18 protein-coding genes are annotated in these 16,645 nt (G+C 70.8%); 17 read left to right on the top strand and 1 reads right to left on the bottom strand.

Translation table 11 applies throughout. The features are described from left to right. Window positions 1–66 precede the first annotated feature (66 nt). The 6 genes from arc (at window position 67) to prcA (ending at window position 6,139) form a co-directional block, all read left to right on the top strand. On the top strand, window positions 67–1,833 hold the full coding sequence (gene arc, locus ACIP9H_RS19895; protein ID WP_401589091.1) for a proteasome ATPase: 1,767 nt from the start codon (window positions 67–69) through the stop codon (window positions 1,831–1,833). A gap of 205 nt (window positions 1,834–2,038) precedes the next feature. Next, the gene (gene dop, locus ACIP9H_RS19890; RefSeq protein ID WP_401589089.1) at window positions 2,039–3,550 is read left to right on the top strand and encodes a depupylase/deamidase Dop; all 1,512 of its coding nucleotides are present in this window, start codon (window positions 2,039–2,041) and stop codon (window positions 3,548–3,550) included. Window positions 3,551–3,685: 135 nt separating this feature from the next. Continuing rightward, window positions 3,686–3,904 (top strand): ubiquitin-like protein Pup, encoded by a 219-nt coding sequence (locus ACIP9H_RS19885; RefSeq protein WP_384280417.1) that lies wholly within the window; start codon window positions 3,686–3,688, stop codon window positions 3,902–3,904. A 9-nt stretch (window positions 3,905–3,913) separates the two neighbouring features. Next, a complete protein-coding gene (locus ACIP9H_RS19880) occupies window positions 3,914–4,504 on the top strand; it encodes an endonuclease VII domain-containing protein (protein ID WP_401959950.1) in 591 nt (196 codons plus the stop codon). Next, window positions 4,456–5,301 carry a proteasome subunit beta gene (gene prcB, locus ACIP9H_RS19875; RefSeq protein WP_401589083.1) on the top strand — a complete coding sequence of 282 codons (846 nt, stop codon included), beginning with the start codon at window positions 4,456–4,458 and terminating at the stop codon, window positions 5,299–5,301. The genes ACIP9H_RS19880 and prcB overlap by 49 nt, the downstream gene beginning before the upstream one ends. Window positions 5,302–5,353: 52 nt before the next feature. After that, the gene (prcA, locus tag ACIP9H_RS19870) at window positions 5,354–6,139 is read left to right on the top strand and encodes a proteasome subunit alpha (protein WP_401589080.1); all 786 of its coding nucleotides are present in this window, start codon (window positions 5,354–5,356) and stop codon (window positions 6,137–6,139) included. 82 nt (window positions 6,140–6,221) lie between these two features. On the opposite strand, the gene ACIP9H_RS19865 is transcribed toward prcA, so the two are convergent. Beyond that, entirely contained in the window at window positions 6,222–7,292 is a 1,071-nt protein-coding gene (locus tag ACIP9H_RS19865; RefSeq protein WP_401959947.1) for a LacI family DNA-binding transcriptional regulator, read from the bottom strand. A gap of 50 nt (window positions 7,293–7,342) precedes the next feature. Between ACIP9H_RS19865 and ACIP9H_RS19860 the strand changes: the two genes are divergently transcribed. From ACIP9H_RS19860 to ACIP9H_RS19810, 11 genes are all read left to right on the top strand, one after another. Continuing rightward, window positions 7,343–8,593 (top strand): MFS transporter, encoded by a 1,251-nt coding sequence (locus tag ACIP9H_RS19860; protein WP_401959946.1) that lies wholly within the window; start codon window positions 7,343–7,345, stop codon window positions 8,591–8,593. A gap of 9 nt (window positions 8,594–8,602) precedes the next feature. Further along, on the top strand, window positions 8,603–9,964 hold the full coding sequence (gene pafA / locus ACIP9H_RS19855; RefSeq protein ID WP_319662002.1) for a Pup--protein ligase: 1,362 nt from the start codon (window positions 8,603–8,605) through the stop codon (window positions 9,962–9,964). 113 nt (window positions 9,965–10,077) lie between these two features. Continuing rightward, window positions 10,078–11,067: an FKBP-type peptidyl-prolyl cis-trans isomerase gene (locus ACIP9H_RS19850; RefSeq protein ID WP_401589072.1), complete on the top strand. Its 990-nt coding sequence runs from the start codon at window positions 10,078–10,080 to the stop codon at window positions 11,065–11,067. 40 nt (window positions 11,068–11,107) lie between these two features. Then, window positions 11,108–11,479 (top strand): FKBP-type peptidyl-prolyl cis-trans isomerase, encoded by a 372-nt coding sequence (locus tag ACIP9H_RS19845; RefSeq protein ID WP_360906338.1) that lies wholly within the window; start codon window positions 11,108–11,110, stop codon window positions 11,477–11,479. A 187-nt stretch (window positions 11,480–11,666) separates the two neighbouring features. Further along, window positions 11,667–12,665 (top strand): helix-turn-helix transcriptional regulator, encoded by a 999-nt coding sequence (locus tag ACIP9H_RS19840; RefSeq protein WP_401959945.1) that lies wholly within the window; start codon window positions 11,667–11,669, stop codon window positions 12,663–12,665. Between the two features lie 18 nt (window positions 12,666–12,683). Next, window positions 12,684–13,631 carry a helix-turn-helix transcriptional regulator gene (locus ACIP9H_RS19835; RefSeq protein WP_401589067.1) on the top strand — a complete coding sequence of 316 codons (948 nt, stop codon included), beginning with the start codon at window positions 12,684–12,686 and terminating at the stop codon, window positions 13,629–13,631. A 13-nt stretch (window positions 13,632–13,644) separates the two neighbouring features. Beyond that, window positions 13,645–13,950, top strand: coding sequence for a hypothetical protein (locus ACIP9H_RS19830; RefSeq protein ID WP_401589065.1), 306 nt, complete (start codon window positions 13,645–13,647; stop codon window positions 13,948–13,950). Window positions 13,951–13,969: 19 nt separating this feature from the next. Beyond that, window positions 13,970–14,173 (top strand): hypothetical protein, encoded by a 204-nt coding sequence (locus ACIP9H_RS19825; RefSeq protein WP_401589062.1) that lies wholly within the window; start codon window positions 13,970–13,972, stop codon window positions 14,171–14,173. 244 nt (window positions 14,174–14,417) lie between these two features. Then, window positions 14,418–14,705, top strand: a complete 288-nt coding sequence (gene tatA, locus ACIP9H_RS19820; RefSeq protein WP_384280399.1) for a Sec-independent protein translocase subunit TatA — start codon at window positions 14,418–14,420, stop codon at window positions 14,703–14,705. A 65-nt stretch (window positions 14,706–14,770) separates the two neighbouring features. Beyond that, window positions 14,771–15,712, top strand: a complete 942-nt coding sequence (tatC, locus tag ACIP9H_RS19815) for a twin-arginine translocase subunit TatC (protein WP_401589059.1) — start codon at window positions 14,771–14,773, stop codon at window positions 15,710–15,712. A gap of 31 nt (window positions 15,713–15,743) precedes the next feature. Then, window positions 15,744–16,637 (top strand): diacylglycerol kinase, encoded by an 894-nt coding sequence (locus ACIP9H_RS19810; protein ID WP_401589057.1) that lies wholly within the window; start codon window positions 15,744–15,746, stop codon window positions 16,635–16,637. The last annotated feature ends 8 nt before the right edge of the window (window positions 16,638–16,645 follow it).

Raw genomic sequence — 16,645 nt, 5'->3', positions numbered from 1 at the left:
TTTCAACCCCTACTGGCCCAGGTAGGGTCTGGAAGCGTCCAGCTCCCCTTGGAGGAGGTGAGGACCGTGGCGGCCCACGACGACGACATCAACCGTGGCGGCCGACCCGCTCGTGGATCGGAAGACCCCATGAGCCAGGTCGCCTTTCTTGAGCAGGAGATCGCCGTCCTGCGACGTAAGCTCGCCGACTCTCCGCGGCACACGAGGATTCTCGAGGAGCGGATCGTCGAGCTGCAGACCAGTCTTGCGGGTGTCTCCGCTCAGAACGAGCGGCTGGCCAACACCCTCCGCGAGGCCCGCGACCAGATCGTGGCCCTCAAGGAAGAGGTGGACCGGCTGGCACAGCCCCCCGCCGGATTCGGCGTGTTCCTGCAGGCGAACGACGACGGGACGGCGGACATCTTCACCGGCGGCCGCAAGCTGCGGGTGAACGTCTCACCGTCGGTCGAGCTGGACGACCTCCGGCGCGGCCAGGAAGTGATGCTCAACGAGGCGCTCAACGTGGTCGAGGCCATGGAGTTCGAGCGCATCGGAGACATCGTCACCCTCAAGGAGATCCTCGAGGACGGCGAGCGGGCCCTGGTCATCGGGCACACCGACGAGGAGCGGGTGGTGCGGCTCGCCGAGCCGCTGCTGGACGGCACCCTCCGCGCCGGCGACGCGCTGCTGCTCGAACCGCGCTCGGGATACGTCTACGAGCGGGTGCCCAAGAGCGAGGTCGAAGAGCTCGTCCTCGAAGAGGTGCCCGACATCGACTACCGCCAGATCGGCGGCCTGCGGAACCAGATCGAGCAGATCCGCGACGCGGTCGAACTGCCCTATCTGCACGCCGAACTGTTCAAGGAGTACGAGCTCCGCCCGCCCAAGGGCGTGCTCCTCTACGGCCCCCCCGGCTGCGGCAAGACCCTGATCGCCAAGGCCGTCGCCAACTCCCTTGCCAAGAAGGTCGCCGAGGTCACCGGGCAGCCCCAGGGCAAGAGCTACTTCCTGAACATCAAGGGTCCCGAGCTGCTGAACAAGTACGTCGGCGAGACCGAGCGGCAGATCCGCCTGGTCTTCCAGCGTGCGAGGGAGAAGGCGAGCGAGGGCACACCCGTCATCGTCTTCTTCGACGAGATGGAGTCGCTGTTCCGGACCCGTGGGTCCGGCGTCAGCTCGGACGTGGAGAACACCATCGTCCCGCAGCTGCTCGCCGAGATCGACGGCGTCGAGGGACTGGAGAACGTCATCGTCATCGGCGCCTCCAACCGCGAGGACATGATCGACCCCGCGATCCTGCGGCCCGGCCGCCTGGACGTGAAGATCAAGATCGAGCGGCCGGACGCCGAGGCGGCCAAGGACATCTTCTCCAAGTACCTCGTCGCGACCCTGCCGCTGCACTCGGAGGACCTGTCCGAGCACGGCGAGTCCGCCGAGGCCACCGTCGACGCCATGATCCAGTCGGTCGTCGAGCGGATGTACTCGGAGTCCGAGGAGAACCGCTTCCTGGAGGTCACCTACGCCAACGGTGACAAGGAGGTCCTGTACTTCAAGGACTTCAACTCCGGCGCCATGATCCAGAACATCGTGGACCGGGCCAAGAAGATGGCGATCAAGGCCTTCCTCGACCACAACCAGCGGGGCCTGCGCGTCTCCCACCTGCTCGCCGCCTGCGTGGACGAGTTCAAGGAGAACGAGGACCTGCCCAACACCACCAACCCGGACGACTGGGCCCGCATCTCCGGAAAGAAGGGCGAGCGGATCGTCTTCATCCGCACGCTCGTCACCGGCAAGCAGGGCACCGACACCGGTCGCTCCATCGACACCGTCGCCAATACGGGCCAGTACCTGTAGCGCGACCACTCTCCGGCTGCGGGTGCCCACGCAGGGGCACCCGCAGCCGGAGTGTTTCACCCCGGCATAACCCAAGAAAGCGCGTAATGATCTCCCCACTGCCGTCATCGCGTTCTAGGCTCATCGGTACCGCCCGAGGGCCACGCGCGGGGCGGTACTTGAGCGACCGGGCCGCCACGGCCCGGAGCCGGGCAAGGAGGGCCGCATGACCGTACGGCGAGTAATGGGCATCGAGACGGAGTACGGGATCTCCGTTCCGGGCCACCCGAACGCCAATGCCATGCTCACCTCGTCCCAGGTCGTCAACGCCTACGCGGCGGCGATGCACCGGGCGCGCCGCGCCCGCTGGGACTTCGAGGAGGAGAACCCACTGCGGGACGCCCGCGGCTTCGACCTCGCCCGCGAGGCCGCGGACTCCAGCCAGCTCACCGACGAGGACATCGGCCTGGCCAATGTGATCCTCACCAACGGTGCCCGGCTCTACGTCGACCACGCCCACCCCGAGTACAGCTCGCCGGAGGTCACCAACCCCCGCGACGCCGTGCTGTGGGACAAGGCCGGCGAGCGCATCATGGCGGAGGCCGCCGAGCGGGCCGCCCAGCTGCCCGGCGCCCAGCCGATCCACCTGTACAAGAACAACACCGACAACAAGGGCGCGTCCTACGGCACGCACGAGAACTACCTGATGAAGCGCGAGACCGCCTTCTCGGACATCGTGCGCCACCTGACGCCCTTCTTCGTCTCCCGCCAGGTCGTCACCGGCGCCGGACGCGTCGGCATCGGCCAGGACGGGCACGACCACGGCTTCCAGATCAGCCAGCGCGCCGACTACTTCGAGGTCGAGGTCGGCCTGGAGACCACCCTCAAGCGGCCGATCATCAACACCCGCGACGAGCCGCACGCCGACGCCGAGAAGTACCGCCGGCTCCACGTGATCATCGGCGACGCCAACCTCGCGGAGCTCTCGACCTACCTCAAGCTCGGCACCACCGCCCTGGTGCTGTCGATGATCGAGGACGGCTTCATCAACGTCGACCTCGCCGTCGACCAGCCGGTCCGCACCCTCCACCAGGTCAGCCACGACCCCACACTGCGCCGGCTGGTCACGCTGCGCAGCGGCCGCACCCTCACCGCCGTGCAGCTCCAGATGGAGTACTGCGAGCTCGCCCGCAAGTACGTCGAGGACCGCTTCGGCACCGACGCCGACGAGCAGACCAAGGACGTCCTCGGACGCTGGGAGGACGTGCTCAACCGGCTCGAGAGCGACCCGATGAGCCTGTCCCGCGAGCTGGACTGGGTCGCCAAGCGGGAGCTGCTGGAGGGCTACCGGCGCCGCGACGGCCTCGAGTGGGACGCGGCGCGCCTGCACCTGGTCGACCTGCAGTACGCGGACGTGCGCCCCGAGAAGGGCCTGTACAACCGCCTGGCCGCCCGCGGGCGCGTCCAGCGGCTGCTGACCGACGAAGAGGTCGACCGGGCCATCGGCAAGCCCCCGGAGGACACCCGGGCGTACTTCCGCGGGCGCTGCCTCGAACAGTACGCGGACGACGTCGCCGCGGCCTCCTGGGACTCGGTGATCTTCGATCTGCCCGGCCGTGACTCCCTGCAGCGGGTGCCCACCCTGGAGCCGCTGCGCGGGACGCGCAACCACGTCAAGGAACTGCTGGACCGCTGCCGCACGGCGGAGGAGCTGGTGCGGATCCTGTCGGGCGGCTGATCAGGGCTGAAATCCTCCCGAACTGGGAATCATGGGGGTGGCCCCCGGACGTTGCGCAATACCGGGGGCCGATGTCAGGCCCTCCTTGTAGGGTCTGATCTTGTAGGACATGGAACCGAGCGGGGTGAGGGACACATGGCTACCAAGGACACCGGCGGTGGGCAGCAGAAGGCCACGCGTTCGACCGAGGAGGTCGAGGAGACCGCGCAGGACGCGCAGGGCACCTCCGACCTCAAGGACCGCCACGAGAAGCTGTCGGACGACGTGGACTCCGTGCTGGACGAGATCGATGACGTCCTCGAGGAGAACGCGGAGGATTTCGTGCGCTCGTTCGTTCAGAAGGGTGGACAGTAGTCCACATCCATGAACGACGGGGGCGTGAAGCAGTGTTCTCGGTGCAAGCAACCGCTGCCGCGTGAGGCGTTCGCCAAGAACAGGGCATCGCGCGACGGTCTCCACGCCTACTGCCGGACGTGCTGGGCCGAATACCACCAGCAGAGGCAGTTGGCGAAGGGCAGGAACGTGCGGCCGCGAGTGCTTGTGCCCGAGGGGCACAAGCACTGCCGTCGTTGCGGGGAGACCAAGCCGCACAGCGAGTGGGACCGCAACAGCAGCGCGTCCGACGGCCTGTCGACCCGGTGCAAGGCGTGCCGGGCGGTGGAGGGCCGGGCCGGCCACCTGAAGCGGAAGTACGGGATGACCGAGGCCGAGCGGGACGCCATGGTCACTGAGCAGTTCGGGATCTGCTGTATTTGTCTGGATGCCCCGGCCGAACATGTGGATCACGACCACAGGACGGGTAGGGTCCGTGGCGTACTGTGCTTCAGCTGCAATGCCGCGCTGGGGCAGTTGAGGGATCGGCCCGACGTCATACGGCGGGCGGCCGCCTACGTGGAAGGAAACGTGTGGAAGCCAACACTCGTAGCACCGGGCGTCTACCGGCTGCCTTCCTGACGCCCGGGTCGTCCTCGTTCGTCGACTTCCTGGGTGCGCACGCGCCGGAGATGCTCCCGGGCAACCGCTCGCTGCCGGCGGTGCACGGCGCCGTCGAGCTGCCGCACGGCACCACGATCGTGGCGGCGACGTTCGCCGGCGGTGTGGTGCTCGCCGGTGACCGGCGGGCCACCATGGGCAACATCATCGCGCAGCGCGACATCGAGAAGGTGTTCCCCACCGACGAGTACTCGGCGGTGGGCATCGCGGGCACGGCGGGTCTGGCCGTGGAGATGGTCAAGCTCTTCCAGCTGGAGCTGGAGCACTACGAGAAGATCGAGGGCGACGTCCTGTCCCTGGAGGGCAAGGCGAACCGCCTGTCGACCATGATCCGGAGCAACCTCGGCATGGCGCTGCAGGGCCTGGCCGTGGTTCCGCTCTTCGCCGGGTACGACACCGTCCGCGAGAAGGGCCGCATCTTCTCGTACGACGTGACGGGCGGCCGTTCCGAGGAGCACGGGTTCGCCGCCACCGGTTCCGGTTCGGTCTTCGCGCGCGGCGCGTTGAAGAAGCTCTACAAGTCCGGCCTCACCGGCGAGCAGGCGACCACGCTGGTCGTCCAGGCGCTGTACGACGCGGCGGACGACGACTCGGCGACCGGTGGTCCCGATCTGGCCCGCCGCATCTACCCGATCGTCACGGTCATCACCGAGGACGGCTTCCGCAGGCTCACAGAGTCCGAGAGCCAGGAGATCGTCCGCGCCATCCATGAGCGGCGGATGGAGCAGCCCGACGGCCCGCGTGCCGAGCTGCTCTGAGCCCGGACGTCCTGCGATGGACCCGCACACGACAGAAAGGGACGGATAGCCGGTGTCGACGCCGTTCTATGTCTCACCCCAGCAGGCCATGGCCGACCGCGCGGAGTTCGCCCGCAAGGGCATCGCGCGCGGGCGCAGCGTCGTCGTTCTGCAGTACACGGACGGCATCGTCTTCATCGCCGAGAACCCGTCCCGCGCGCTGCACAAGGTGAGCGAGATCTACGACCGCATCGCGTTCGCGGCGGTGGGCAAGTACAACGAGTTCGAGAACCTGCGGATCGGCGGGGTGCGCTACGCCGACCTGCGTGGTTACACCTATGACCGTGACGATGTGACGGCCCGCGGTCTGGCGAACGTGTACGCGCAGACCCTGGGCACGATCTTCTCCAGTGTCGGCGAGAAGCCGTACGAGGTGGAGCTGATCGTCGCGGAGGTGGGTTCTGATCCTTCCGAGGACCAGATCTACCGGTTGCCGCACGACGGCTCGATCGTCGACGAGCACGGCGCGGTGGCGGTCGGCGGCAACTCCGACCAGATCGGCAGTTATCTGGACCAGCGCCACCGTGACGGGATGACTCTCGCGGAGGCGCTGAAGCTGGCGGTGGAGTCCCTGAGCCGGGACACCAACGGCAGCGACCGGCAGCTCACGGCGGAGCAGCTGGAGGTGGCGGTGCTGGACCGTACGCGGCCGCAGCAGCGCAAGTTCAAGCGGATCCTCGGCCGGCAGTTGTCGCTGCTGCTGGAGGACGGGGGTGCCGGTGGCTCGGCGGGCAAGGCGGCGCCGGCCACCGCGACCGATGATGACGACGAGCTTCCGGAGCTCGACGAGGACGTGTGAGTCGGCGCGTTCCGCGCTTTCCCGGTGTTCCGTCCGCGCCCCGGCCGCCCCAGTGGTGGCCGGGGCGCGGGCGTGTGTGCCGTCAGGTGTCCCGCGGCGGGGCGGTGGAGCCGCGGACGACGAGGTGGACGGGGAGTTCGGCGCCGGTGGCGGGGCGGTCCGCCAGGGCGTCGAGGAGGGCGGTCATGCCGCCGGCGCCGACGGCCTCGGCGGGCAGGCGGACGGTCGTGAGTTCCGGGTCGATCGCGCTGGCCAGCGCGAAGTCGTCGTAGCCGGTCACCGAGATGTCGTCGGGGACCCGCAGTCCGAGGCGCCGCAGGGCCTTGCAGGCGCCGACGGCGAGGACGTCGTCGTCGCAGACCAGCACGGTGGGGCGGGTGCCGGTGCGGGCGAGGAGGCGTTCGGTGGCGTGGCGGGCGGCTTCGATGCCGAGGGCGGAGTGCTCGGTGGTGGGAGTGGTCCCGAGGACTTCGGCGAGGGCTTGGGCGCGTACCCGGAAGGTCCAGGTGTCGATGTCGGCGGCGAGGTGGGCGACGCGTTCGGGGCGGTGGCCGAGGGCGCGTACGTGGTGGGCGATCTGCCGCATCCCGTCGGCGATGGCGAGGTTGACGGTGGCGGCGGGGCCGGGCGCGTCGGGGTCGGCGTCCAGCATGACCAGCGGCAGTCCGCCCTCGCCGATCGCGGCGAGGGCGTCGGCGGCCATGGAGGAGGCGATGATGCCGTCCAGTGCGGCCCGGGCGGAGCCGAAGGGGTCGCGGGCCGGGCCGACGCCCTCGGGGGAGGGGTAGAGCACGACGCCGAAGCCGTGCTCCTCGGCCACGCGGGCGGCGCCGGTGTAGATCCGGGCGAAGTACTCGTTGGTGATGGAGGGGACGACCAGCAGGGCGGTCCGGGTGCGGCCCAGGCGCAGGTTGCGTGCGGCGATGTTGGGCCGGTAGCCGAGTTCGCGGGCCTGTGCGCGGACGGTGTCGGCGGTGGCCTCGGACACGCGCCCGCGCCATTTGCCGCCGAGCACGAGCGAGACGGTGGCCTGCGAGACCCCCGCGGCCCGTGCGACGTCCCGGGAGGTCGGACGCGCTGTGCCGGTCACCGTCGGGGACCCCTCTCGCCGTGCTCGCCCGGTGCCACGGCTGGACCGGCGGACTGCGGCCATGGTACGTATGACCCGCGACGTTATACGTACAACTTGACCAAGGGGCGGCCATGGCGACGGGCTACGCGGACCTGCTGCGCGCTCCGCACGCGATGCGGCTGCTGGCCGGCACCCTGATCGGCCGCCTGCCCAACGCCACGGCCGCGCTCGGGATCGTGCTGCTCACCCGGGCGCAGGGCGGTGACTTCGCCCTCGCCGGGGCGCTGTCGGCGGTCTACGGCATCGCCAACGCCGTCGGCCAGCCGCTGCTGGGCCGGGCCGTCGACCGGCTGGGGCAGCCCCGGGTGATGCTGCCCGCCGCGCTGGCCTCCGCCGCCGGGATGGCGGTCTTCGCGCTGGCCGGGCTCCGCCCGCTGCCGCTGGCCTATGCGGCGATGCTCGTCGCCGGGTTCTTCACGCCGCCGCTGGAGGGCGGTCTGCGGGCCCTTTGGCCGGGGGTGCTGAGGCGTCCCGAGCGTATCCACGCGGCCTACGCCCTGGACGCCGCCGCGCAGGAGGTCATGTTCGCCGTCGGGCCGCTGCTGGTGACCCTGCTGGTGGCGGGCTTCTCGGAGTCGGCCGCGCTGCTGTGGATCGCGGCCGTCGGCGTGGCGGGGGCGGTCAGCGTGGTGGTCTCGCCGCCGTCGCGGGCGTGGCGCTCGGAGCCGCGGATCCCGGACTGGCTGGGGCCGTTGCGCTCGCGCGGCATCGTCGTCCTGGTCGCCTCCTTCTTCTTCGTCGGCCTGTCGCTGGGCTCGATCGCGGTGGCGGCCGTCGCGTACGCCGACGGCCACGGCGGCGGGATGGTCTCGAGTTACGTGCTGTCCGGTACCGGGTTCGGCGCGCTGATCGGCGGCGTGGTGTACGGCGCGCGGCAGTGGCCGGGGGTGCCCGAGCGCCGGCTGCGGCTGCTGATGGCGGGCCTCGCGGTCTGCTATCTGCCGCTCGTCCTCGTGCCCGGCGTGGCTTTCATGACGGCGCTCGCGGCGCTGTCGGGGCTCTTCCTGGCGCCGTCGCTGGCCTGTGCGTTCGTGGTGGTCGACCGGCATGCCCCGGCGGGCACGGTCACCGAGGCGTTCTCATGGATCGTCACCGGGTTCGGTGTGGGCGCGGCGGTCGGCACCGCCGCCTCCGGGCCGGCCGCCCAGTACGGCGGAGCGGTGGCGGCGTTCACGGTGGCGGGGGCGGGCGGACTGGCCGCGCTGGCGGTGCTGCTGGCCGGCGGCAGCCGCCCGCCGGCCCCGTCAAACCAGGCGAGCGGCACAGAAAAAGATCGAATCGCCACGGCCCAAGACGGTTTGAGGTCCACGCATCAGGCGTAAGGTCTCAGCATGGACCGCCGCATTTTCGGGCTGGAGAACGAGTACGGCGTCACGTGCACGTTCCGGGGACAGCGGCGTCTGTCCCCGGACGAGGTGGCGCGGTACCTCTTCCGCCGTGTCGTGTCATGGGGTCGTAGCAGCAACGTCTTCCTCCGCAACGGCGCCCGCCTCTACCTCGACGTGGGGTCCCACCCGGAGTACGCCACTCCCGAGTGCGACAACGTGACGGAACTCGTCACCCACGACAAGGCCGGTGAGCGCATCCTCGAAGGGCTCCTCGTGGACGCCGAACGGCGCCTGCACGAGGAGGGCATCGCGGGTGATGTCTACCTGTTCAAGAACAACACCGACTCCGCCGGCAACTCCTACGGCTGCCACGAGAACTATCTCGTCGCCCGCCACGGGGAGTTCTCCCGCCTCGCGGACATCCTCATCCCCTTCCTGGTCACCCGGCAGCTGATCTGCGGCGCCGGCAAGGTGCTGCAGACCCCGCGCGGCGCGGTCTTCTGCGTCAGCCAGCGTGCCGAGCACATCTGGGAGGGCGTCAGCTCCGCCACCACGCGCTCCCGGCCCATCATCAACACCCGGGACGAGCCGCACGCCGACGCCGAGCGCTACCGGCGCCTGCACGTCATCGTCGGCGACTCCAACATGTCCGAGACGACCATGCTGCTCAAGGTCGGCGCGACCGACCTGGTGCTGCGCATGATCGAGGCGGGCACCGTCATGCGGGACCTCACGCTGGAGAACCCGATCCGGGCGATCCGCGAGGTCTCCCACGACATAACGGGACAGCGCAAGGTGCGCCTGGCCTCCGGCCGGGAGGCCTCGGCCCTGGAGATCCAGGAGGAGTACTACTCCAAGGCGGTGGACTTCTGCGAGCGCCGCGGCATCCGCAGCGGGGTCATCGAGCAGGTCCTCGAACTGTGGGGCCGGGCGCTGGAGTCCATCGGCAGCGGTGATCTGGACCGGATCGGCACCGAGATCGACTGGGTGATGAAGTACCGGCTGATCGAGCGGTACCGGGCGCGCGACAACATCACCATGTCGCATCCGCGCATCGCGCAGATAGACCTCGCCTACCACGACATCCACCGCCGCCGCGGGCTGTACTACCTGCTGGAGAAGCGCGGTCAGGCCAAGCGGATCTGCAACGACCTCAAGATCTTCGAGGCCAAGTCCGTGCCCCCGCAGACCACGCGGGCGCGGCTGCGCGGCGACTTCATCCGCCGCGCCCAGGAGCAGCGGCGCGACTTCACCGTCGACTGGGTGCACCTGAAGCTCAACGACCAGGCGCAGCGCACGGTGCTGTGCAAGGACCCCTTCCGGTCCGTCGACGACCGGGTGGAGAAGCTGATCGCCGGGATGTAGCACAAGAGCGTGAAGGCAGGCGCGGGGCCCCGTCGGTGTTCGTACGGGGCCCCACGCACGCCGTAGAGTGGCGCGCACGCCAGATAGACAAGATCGACCTGATGGGGATCCCTGTGCGCCGACGTTCTCTCCTCCTCGCCGTGCCGGCCGGCCTGCTCACCCTCGCGGGCTGCGGTGACGACAAGTCCGACAAGGTCAAGCCGGGCACCTCCCCATCGGATGCCGGCTCCGCGCCCGCGGCCACCGTCAACATCGTCAGCGGCCCGCTGCCCGACATCACGGCCGGCACGAAGTTCGGCGAGAAGCCGACCGTCGCCAAGGGGCCGGGCGAGCCGAGCAGCGATCTCGCGGTCAAGACCGTCATCGAGGGCAAGGGCGCCGTGGTCGCCAAGGGCGACTTCCTCCAGGCGAACTATCTCGGCCAGATCTGGAGCACCGCCAAGGTCTTCGACAACTCCTACGACCGCGGCGCGCCGGCCGTCTTCCCGATCGGCGTCGGGCAGGTCATCCCCGGCTGGGACAAGGCCCTGGTGGGCAAGAAGGTCGGCGACCGCGTCGAGCTGGCCATCCCGCCGGCCCTCGGCTACGGCGCGCAGGGCAACGCCCAGGCCGGCATCAAGGGCACCGACACGCTGGTGTTCGTCGTGGACGTGGTGAACACCTTCGGCGCCAAGAGCTCCGCGCAGGGCAAGGCCGTCGCGCAGGGCGACGCCGCGCTTCCCAAGGTGGGCACGAACACCGACGGCCAGGCCCCCTCGATCGACGTTCCCAAGGGCGCCGCGCCGGCCAAGCTGGTCTCCGAGTACGTCATCGAGGGCACCGGCCCCGAGGTCAAGGCCGCCGACAACCTGCTCGTGCAGTACAAGGGCGTCCTGTGGGACGGCGGCAAGGAGTTCGACTCCACGTACTCCCGCGCCCAGCTCGCCAACTTCTCGCTCCAGCAGGTCATCAAGGGCTGGCAGGACGGTCTGGCCGGCAAGAAGGTCGGCAGCCGCGTGCTGCTCGTCGTGCCGCCGGCCCAGGGTTACGGCAACAAGGCGCAGAGCGGTATTCCCGCCAACTCCACGCTGGTCTTCACGGTCGACATCCTCGCCGTGATGTAAGACTGTGCAGGTTGTCCGCCATTTCAAGAGGAGCACGTACGTGAGCATCGACAAGCCCGAGATCGACTTCCCGGGCGGCGAGCCCCCGGCCGACCTGGAGATCAAGGACATCTGGGAGGGCGACGGCGCCGAGGCCAAGGCCGGACAGAACGTCACCGTCCACTACGTGGGCGTCGCCTTCAGCACCGGCGAGGAGTTCGACGCGAGCTGGAACCGCAACTCGCCCTTCACCTTCCCGCTCGGTGGCGGCCGGGTCATCAAGGGCTGGGACCAGGGCGTGCAGGGCATGAAGGTCGGCGGCCGTCGTCAGCTGACGATCCCGGCGCACCTCGCCTACGGCAACCAGAGCCCGACCCCGGCCATCAAGCCGGGCGAGACCCTGATCTTCGTCGTGGACCTGCTCTCGGTCTGACGGACCGTAGGGCGTCCTTCGCCCAGTGGAGCCCCCGCCGTACCGGCACCGCCGGAGCGACGGGGGCTCCGCCGCGTCCGGGCTCCCGCCGGGGACCCCCGGCGAGCAGGTCGCATTCGCTTTTGCCGGGCGGCGCCGTCGCGGTACCGTCTCGATCGAGAGCCGAAGAGGAAGAAGGTTGCGTCGAGTGGCCATTGCCAAGGCCGAGCGGCTGATGAACCTGGCGCTGTGCCTGATGAACACCCGGCGCCCGGTCAGCAAGCGGGAGCTGCGCGCTTCCATCGAGGCCTATCACGAGATCGGTTCCGACGAGGCGTTCAACCGCATGTTCGAGCGGGACAAGGACGACCTGCGTGAACTCGGCATGGTCATCGAGACCGTGGAGAGCATCGACGGCGAGATCGGCTACCTGGCCCGCAGGGACCGCAACCGCCTCCCGGAGATCGCCCTGGACGCCGAGGAGGCCGCCGCGCTGAGCCTGGCCGCCAAGGTGTGGCAGCAGGCCCGGCTCGCGGAGGCCGCCAGCGGCGCCCTGCAGAAGCTGCGTGCCGCGGGCGTGCCGTTCGGCGACGCGAACTCCGAGGACGCGGCAGACGCGGAAGACGGCTCGCGCGATCCCGCCGTCTCCGGGCACAGCGCCCTGGAGCCCCGCATCCCGGCCCCCGAGCCGGCCTTCGAGCCGCTGATGCTCGCCACGCGCGACCGCCGGCCGGTCGTCTTCGACTACCGCAAGGCCAACGCGGTCCGCCCCGAGCCCCGCCAGGTCGAGCCGTGGGCGCTGGAGTGCTGGCGCGGCCACTGGTACCTGGCCGGCTGGGACCGCGACCGCGGTGCCGTCCGGGTGTTCCGGCTCTCCCGGATCACCGGCCGCGTGCGCACCCGCGGCGGTACCTTCACCGCCGATGTGCCCGACCACGTGGACGTGCGGGCCGCCGTCGCCAGCTGGGCCGGCGAGGGCGCCACCGCGACCGCCCGGATCCGGCTGCGCCGCGACTCCGGCTATCCGCTGCGGGCGCGGGCCGTGGAGACACTGCCGGTGGACGCGGACTGGGACGAGCTGGAGATCCCGTACGGGCACGGACTGGACGCCTGGCTGGTGGAGTTCGGCCCGGACGTGGTCGTGCTGGAGCCCGCCGAGCTGCGGGCCGACGTGGTGGACCGGCTGCGCGCCGTCGCCAAGGGCTGAGCGGGGGAGAAGGACGAGATGGCGAACGCGATCGACCAGACGCGACGGATGCTGTCCCTGGTCACGTATCTGCGCGAGCGCCCCGGCGCCCGGGTGACCGATGTGGCCCGCGCGTTCGGGGTCACCGAGGCCGAACTGATCGGCGACCTCAACGTGCTCCCGCTGTGCGGCACCAGCTTCCGCGGCGGCGACCTGCTCGACATCGACACCGATGGCGAGCGCATCTGGTGGCACAACGTGGACGACGTCGCGCAGCCGCTGCGGCTGGCCGCCGACGAGGCCGCCGCGCTGCTGGTGGCCGCCCGCGCCGTCGCCAACCTGCCCGGGCTGCGCGAGAGCGACCGGCAGGCGCTGCTGCGCGCCACCGCCAAGATCGAGGGCGCGGCGGGCGAGGCCGCCGGCGCCTCGGCGCGGCTCTCGGTGACCTTCGAGTCCGAGGGCAGCGTCTTCGCCGACGTCGACCGGGCCATCGCCGAACGCCGCCGGCTGTGGATCCGCTACTACTCGCCGGCCCGGGACGAGCTCACCGAGCGCGAGGTCGACCCGATCCGGCTGTTCGCCGTGGGCCACACCTACTTCGAGGGCTGGTGCCGTCTGTCGGAGGACCGGCGCACTTTCCGCCTCGACCGGGTCGCCGAGATCCGGCTGCTGGACGAGGCGAGCGACCCGCCGCGCATCGAGCCGCGCGACCTGTCCCAGGGGCTGGTGCAGCCGGCCGGCGACGACCCGGAGGTCGTCGCCGAGGTCGGGCCCGGCGGGCGCTGGGTCGCCGAGTACTACCCGCACGACCGCGCCGAGGAACTGCCCGACGGGGGCCTGCGGATCACCCTGCGCACCCCGGACCCGGGCTCGCTGCGCCGGCTGGCGCTGCGGCTCGGCCGCGACGGCCGCATCGTCTCCCCGCCCGACCTGGTCGCCAGCGCCCGGGACGCGGCCGCCCAGGCCCTCGCGGCCTACGGCGAGTGACGGGGGACCGGGCATGACGGACACGGCGGACCGGGCGGACACGCCCGGCACGTCCGGCACGTCCGGCGCGGACGATCCCGCCCCGGGGGACGATCCGGCGCCCGGTGCGGTCTTCCGGGCCTCCTGCACCGAGTGCCGGGCGAGCTTCGAACTCGCCGCGGGCGACCTGCGGCTGGCCATCGGCGGCAGCCACCGGACGACCTTCTACTCCTTCACCTGCCCCGACTGCGGCATCTCCGTCCGCAAGCCCGCCGGGGACCGCATCGTGGAACTGCTCACCGACGGCGGTGTGCGCACGATGCGGCTCCACTTGGGCTGACCCGCTACGCTCGGCTGCCATGTGGTGGCTCTACCTGTACGTCGGCCTCGCGACCGCCGGCATCCTCGTGCTCGGCGTCCTCGGCATCCGCGTGTACGCCGAGGTGCTCGGCCTCGCCCGTCAGGTGGGGCGCAGCGGCGCCGAACTGACGCGCGCCGCGGACGACTTGCAGCGGGCGGCGGCGCCGCTGGCCCGGGAGGCCGGTGAACTCTCCCGGCCGTGACCCCCGGCGGGCCGGCCGGCACCACCGCCGTCCGACGGCCTCTCGTTCTCAGCGGTCCCGGGAGGTACGCTGCACTTCGCGGCCCCGGAAGAGTGCGGCGGGGGCAGCAACTGTACGGATGCCGGGTGATTGCCACACGTTTACTCCCGCACGTTACGATCGCTGGCAGAGTGGTCGGTGGGTGCACAGCGCCCGCAGATCGCAGACAGGTACCCATGCCGCCTCGGTGAGAAGGTAGACGCACATGTTCGGACGGCTCGGCCCCACCGAGATCATTCTCATTCTCGTCGTCATCCTGCTGCTCTTCGGCGCCAAGCGGCTGCCGGACATGGCGCGCGGCCTCGGCAAGTCGATGCGCATCCTCAAGAGCGAGGCCAAGGCGATGAAGAACGACGACGCCGCCCCGGCCGAGCAGCCGGCGGACGCCCCGCAGGCCGCGCCCCGGACGATCCAGGCCGCGCCCGGCGACGTCTCCAGCGCCCGCCCGGTCAACGAGACGCCGCAGCAGCAGACGCAGCACACCCAGAGCTGACCGCACGGCACAGGTACGCGGAAGCCGACCGCGACGGCGGCGACCGCCCGAATTGAGGACGTGGGTTGCTCAAGTCCGCCCGCAAGCAGGAGAGGGACCCCGAGGGGCGCATGCCCCTTGTGGAGCACCTGCGTGAACTGCGCAACAGGCTCTCCAAGGCGCTGCTCGCGATCATCGTCGTCACGGTCGTCGCCGCCTTCTTCTACAACGAGATCATCGAGTTCTTCACCAAGCCGGTGCTGGAGTCGGTGGGCTGCAACAGTTCGTTCACCGAGCTGTCCAAGCAGACGCAGGGCACCTGCGCCCGGATCACCATCAACGGTCTGCTGACGCCGTTCACCCTGGCGCTGAAGGTCTCGCTGATGGCGGGCGTGGTGCTCGCCGCTCCGGTCTGGCTGTACCAGCTCTGGGCGTTCCTCGCGCCGGGCCTGCACCGGCACGAGAAGAAGTACGCGCTCTCCTTCGTCGGCGCGGGCTTCCCGCTGTTCCTCGGCGGCGGCTACTTCGCCTACCGGGTGCTGCCGACCACGGCACAGGTGCTGATCGGGTTCACGCCGGGCAACGTCGAGAACCTGCTCCCGCTGGACGACCTGCTCGACCTCGTCACACGCATGGTCGTCGTCTTCGGCCTCGCCTTCGAGATGCCGCTGCTCCTGGTGCTGCTGAACTTCGGCGGTGTGGTCACGGGGCGGCGGATGCTCAGCTGGTGGCGGGCGATGATCGTCGGCATCACCGTCTTCGCGGCGGTCGCCACCCCCAGCACCGACCCGCTGACGATGATGGCGCTGGCGGGCCCGATCTGGGTGCTGTACTTCCTGGCCGTCGCCGTCTCGCTGCTCAACGACCGGCGCAAGCACCGGGCCAACCCGGACGCCGACCTGGACGACGACGAGGCGTCGGTGCTCGACCTCACCCCCGAGCCCGTCGGGGCCCCGGTGCCCGAGCAGGCGTCGCCCGTCGAGGACGACATCCGGCCGAGCGGACGCGGCTTCGACGACGCCACCTGACACCGGCGGTGACGCGCGGTAGGGTCCGCGCGTGACCAGCGAGATCACCCTCATCGTCAATCCCACCGCGGGCCGCGGCCGGGGCGCGCACGCCGCGTCGCCGGCCGTCCGCGCCTTGCGGAACGCGGGCCACTCCGTCCGCACGGTGACCGGCGCCGACGCCGCGGACGCCTTGCTCAAGGCCCGCAAGGCGGTCGAGGGCGGCACCGGCGCGCTGGTCGCCGCAGGAGGCGACGGCATGGTGTCGCTGGCGCTGCGCGCGGTGGCCGGTACCGGCACCCCCATCGGCGTGGTGCCCGCGGGCACCGGCAACGACTTCGCCCGCGCCGCCGGGCTCCCGCTGGGCGACCCCGCGGCGGCTGGCCGGCTGATCGCCCGGGCGCTGGCGGAAGGGCGGACCCGGGAGATCGACCTCGGACGGGTCGGGGAGCGGTGGTTCGGCACCGTCCTGGCGTCCGGCTTCGACTCCCGCGTCAACGACCGGGGCAACCGCATGCGCTACCCGGCGGGCCGGCTGCGCTACGACGTGGCGATGCTCGCCGAACTGGCGGCACTGCGGCCCTTCCGGTACCGGATCGCCCTCGACGACGGCCCGGAGCGGGAGATCGAGGCGACGCTGATAGCCGTGGGCAACGGGTCCTCGTACGGCGGCGGCATGCGGATCTGCCCGCAGGCCGAGATGGACGACGGGCTGTTCGACATCTGCGTGGTGGGTGCCTGCTCCCGGGCCACGCTGCTGCGCGTCTTCCCGCGGGTCTTCCGCGGCACCCACACCACGCACCCCGTGGTCACCGTGCACCGCGCGGCCAAGGTGTCCCTGGCGGCCGCGGACCTCACGGGCTACGCCGACGGCGAGCGCCTCGGGCCGCTGCCGCTGACCGCGGTCACGGTGCCCCGGGCGGCGCGGCTGCTCACCGGGGCGTGAACCCCTCC

The sequence above is a fragment of the Streptomyces sp. NPDC088732 genome, from assembly GCF_044751205.1.
Taxonomy (GTDB): Bacteria; Actinomycetota; Actinomycetes; order Streptomycetales; family Streptomycetaceae; genus Actinacidiphila.
The sequence above is the reverse complement of the archived record's forward strand: the minus strand, read 5'-3'. Positions and strand labels throughout refer to the sequence as shown.

What these genes read in the sequence shown, in the direction of transcription:
- ACIP9H_RS19880 (WP_401959950.1), top strand. Translation starts at nt 3,914, where the DNA reads ATGAACGACGGGGGCGTGAAGCAGTGTTCTCGGTGCAAGCAACCGCTG.
- pafA (WP_319662002.1), top strand. Translation starts at nt 8,603, where the DNA reads ATGGACCGCCGCATTTTCGGGCTGGAGAACGAGTACGGCGTCACGTGC.
- ACIP9H_RS19830 (WP_401589065.1), top strand. Translation starts at nt 13,645, where the DNA reads ATGACGGACACGGCGGACCGGGCGGACACGCCCGGCACGTCCGGCACG.
- tatA (WP_384280399.1), top strand. Translation starts at nt 14,418, where the DNA reads ATGTTCGGACGGCTCGGCCCCACCGAGATCATTCTCATTCTCGTCGTC.
- ACIP9H_RS19865 (WP_401959947.1), bottom strand. Translation starts at nt 7,292, where the DNA reads ATGGCCGCAGTCCGCCGGTCCAGCCGTGGCACCGGGCGAGCACGGCGA.
- ACIP9H_RS19825 (WP_401589062.1), top strand. Translation starts at nt 13,970, where the DNA reads ATGTGGTGGCTCTACCTGTACGTCGGCCTCGCGACCGCCGGCATCCTC.
- ACIP9H_RS19835 (WP_401589067.1), top strand. Translation starts at nt 12,684, where the DNA reads ATGGCGAACGCGATCGACCAGACGCGACGGATGCTGTCCCTGGTCACG.
- ACIP9H_RS19860 (WP_401959946.1), top strand. Translation starts at nt 7,343, where the DNA reads ATGGCGACGGGCTACGCGGACCTGCTGCGCGCTCCGCACGCGATGCGG.
- dop (WP_401589089.1), top strand. Translation starts at nt 2,039, where the DNA reads ATGACCGTACGGCGAGTAATGGGCATCGAGACGGAGTACGGGATCTCC.
- ACIP9H_RS19885 (WP_384280417.1), top strand. Translation starts at nt 3,686, where the DNA reads ATGGCTACCAAGGACACCGGCGGTGGGCAGCAGAAGGCCACGCGTTCG.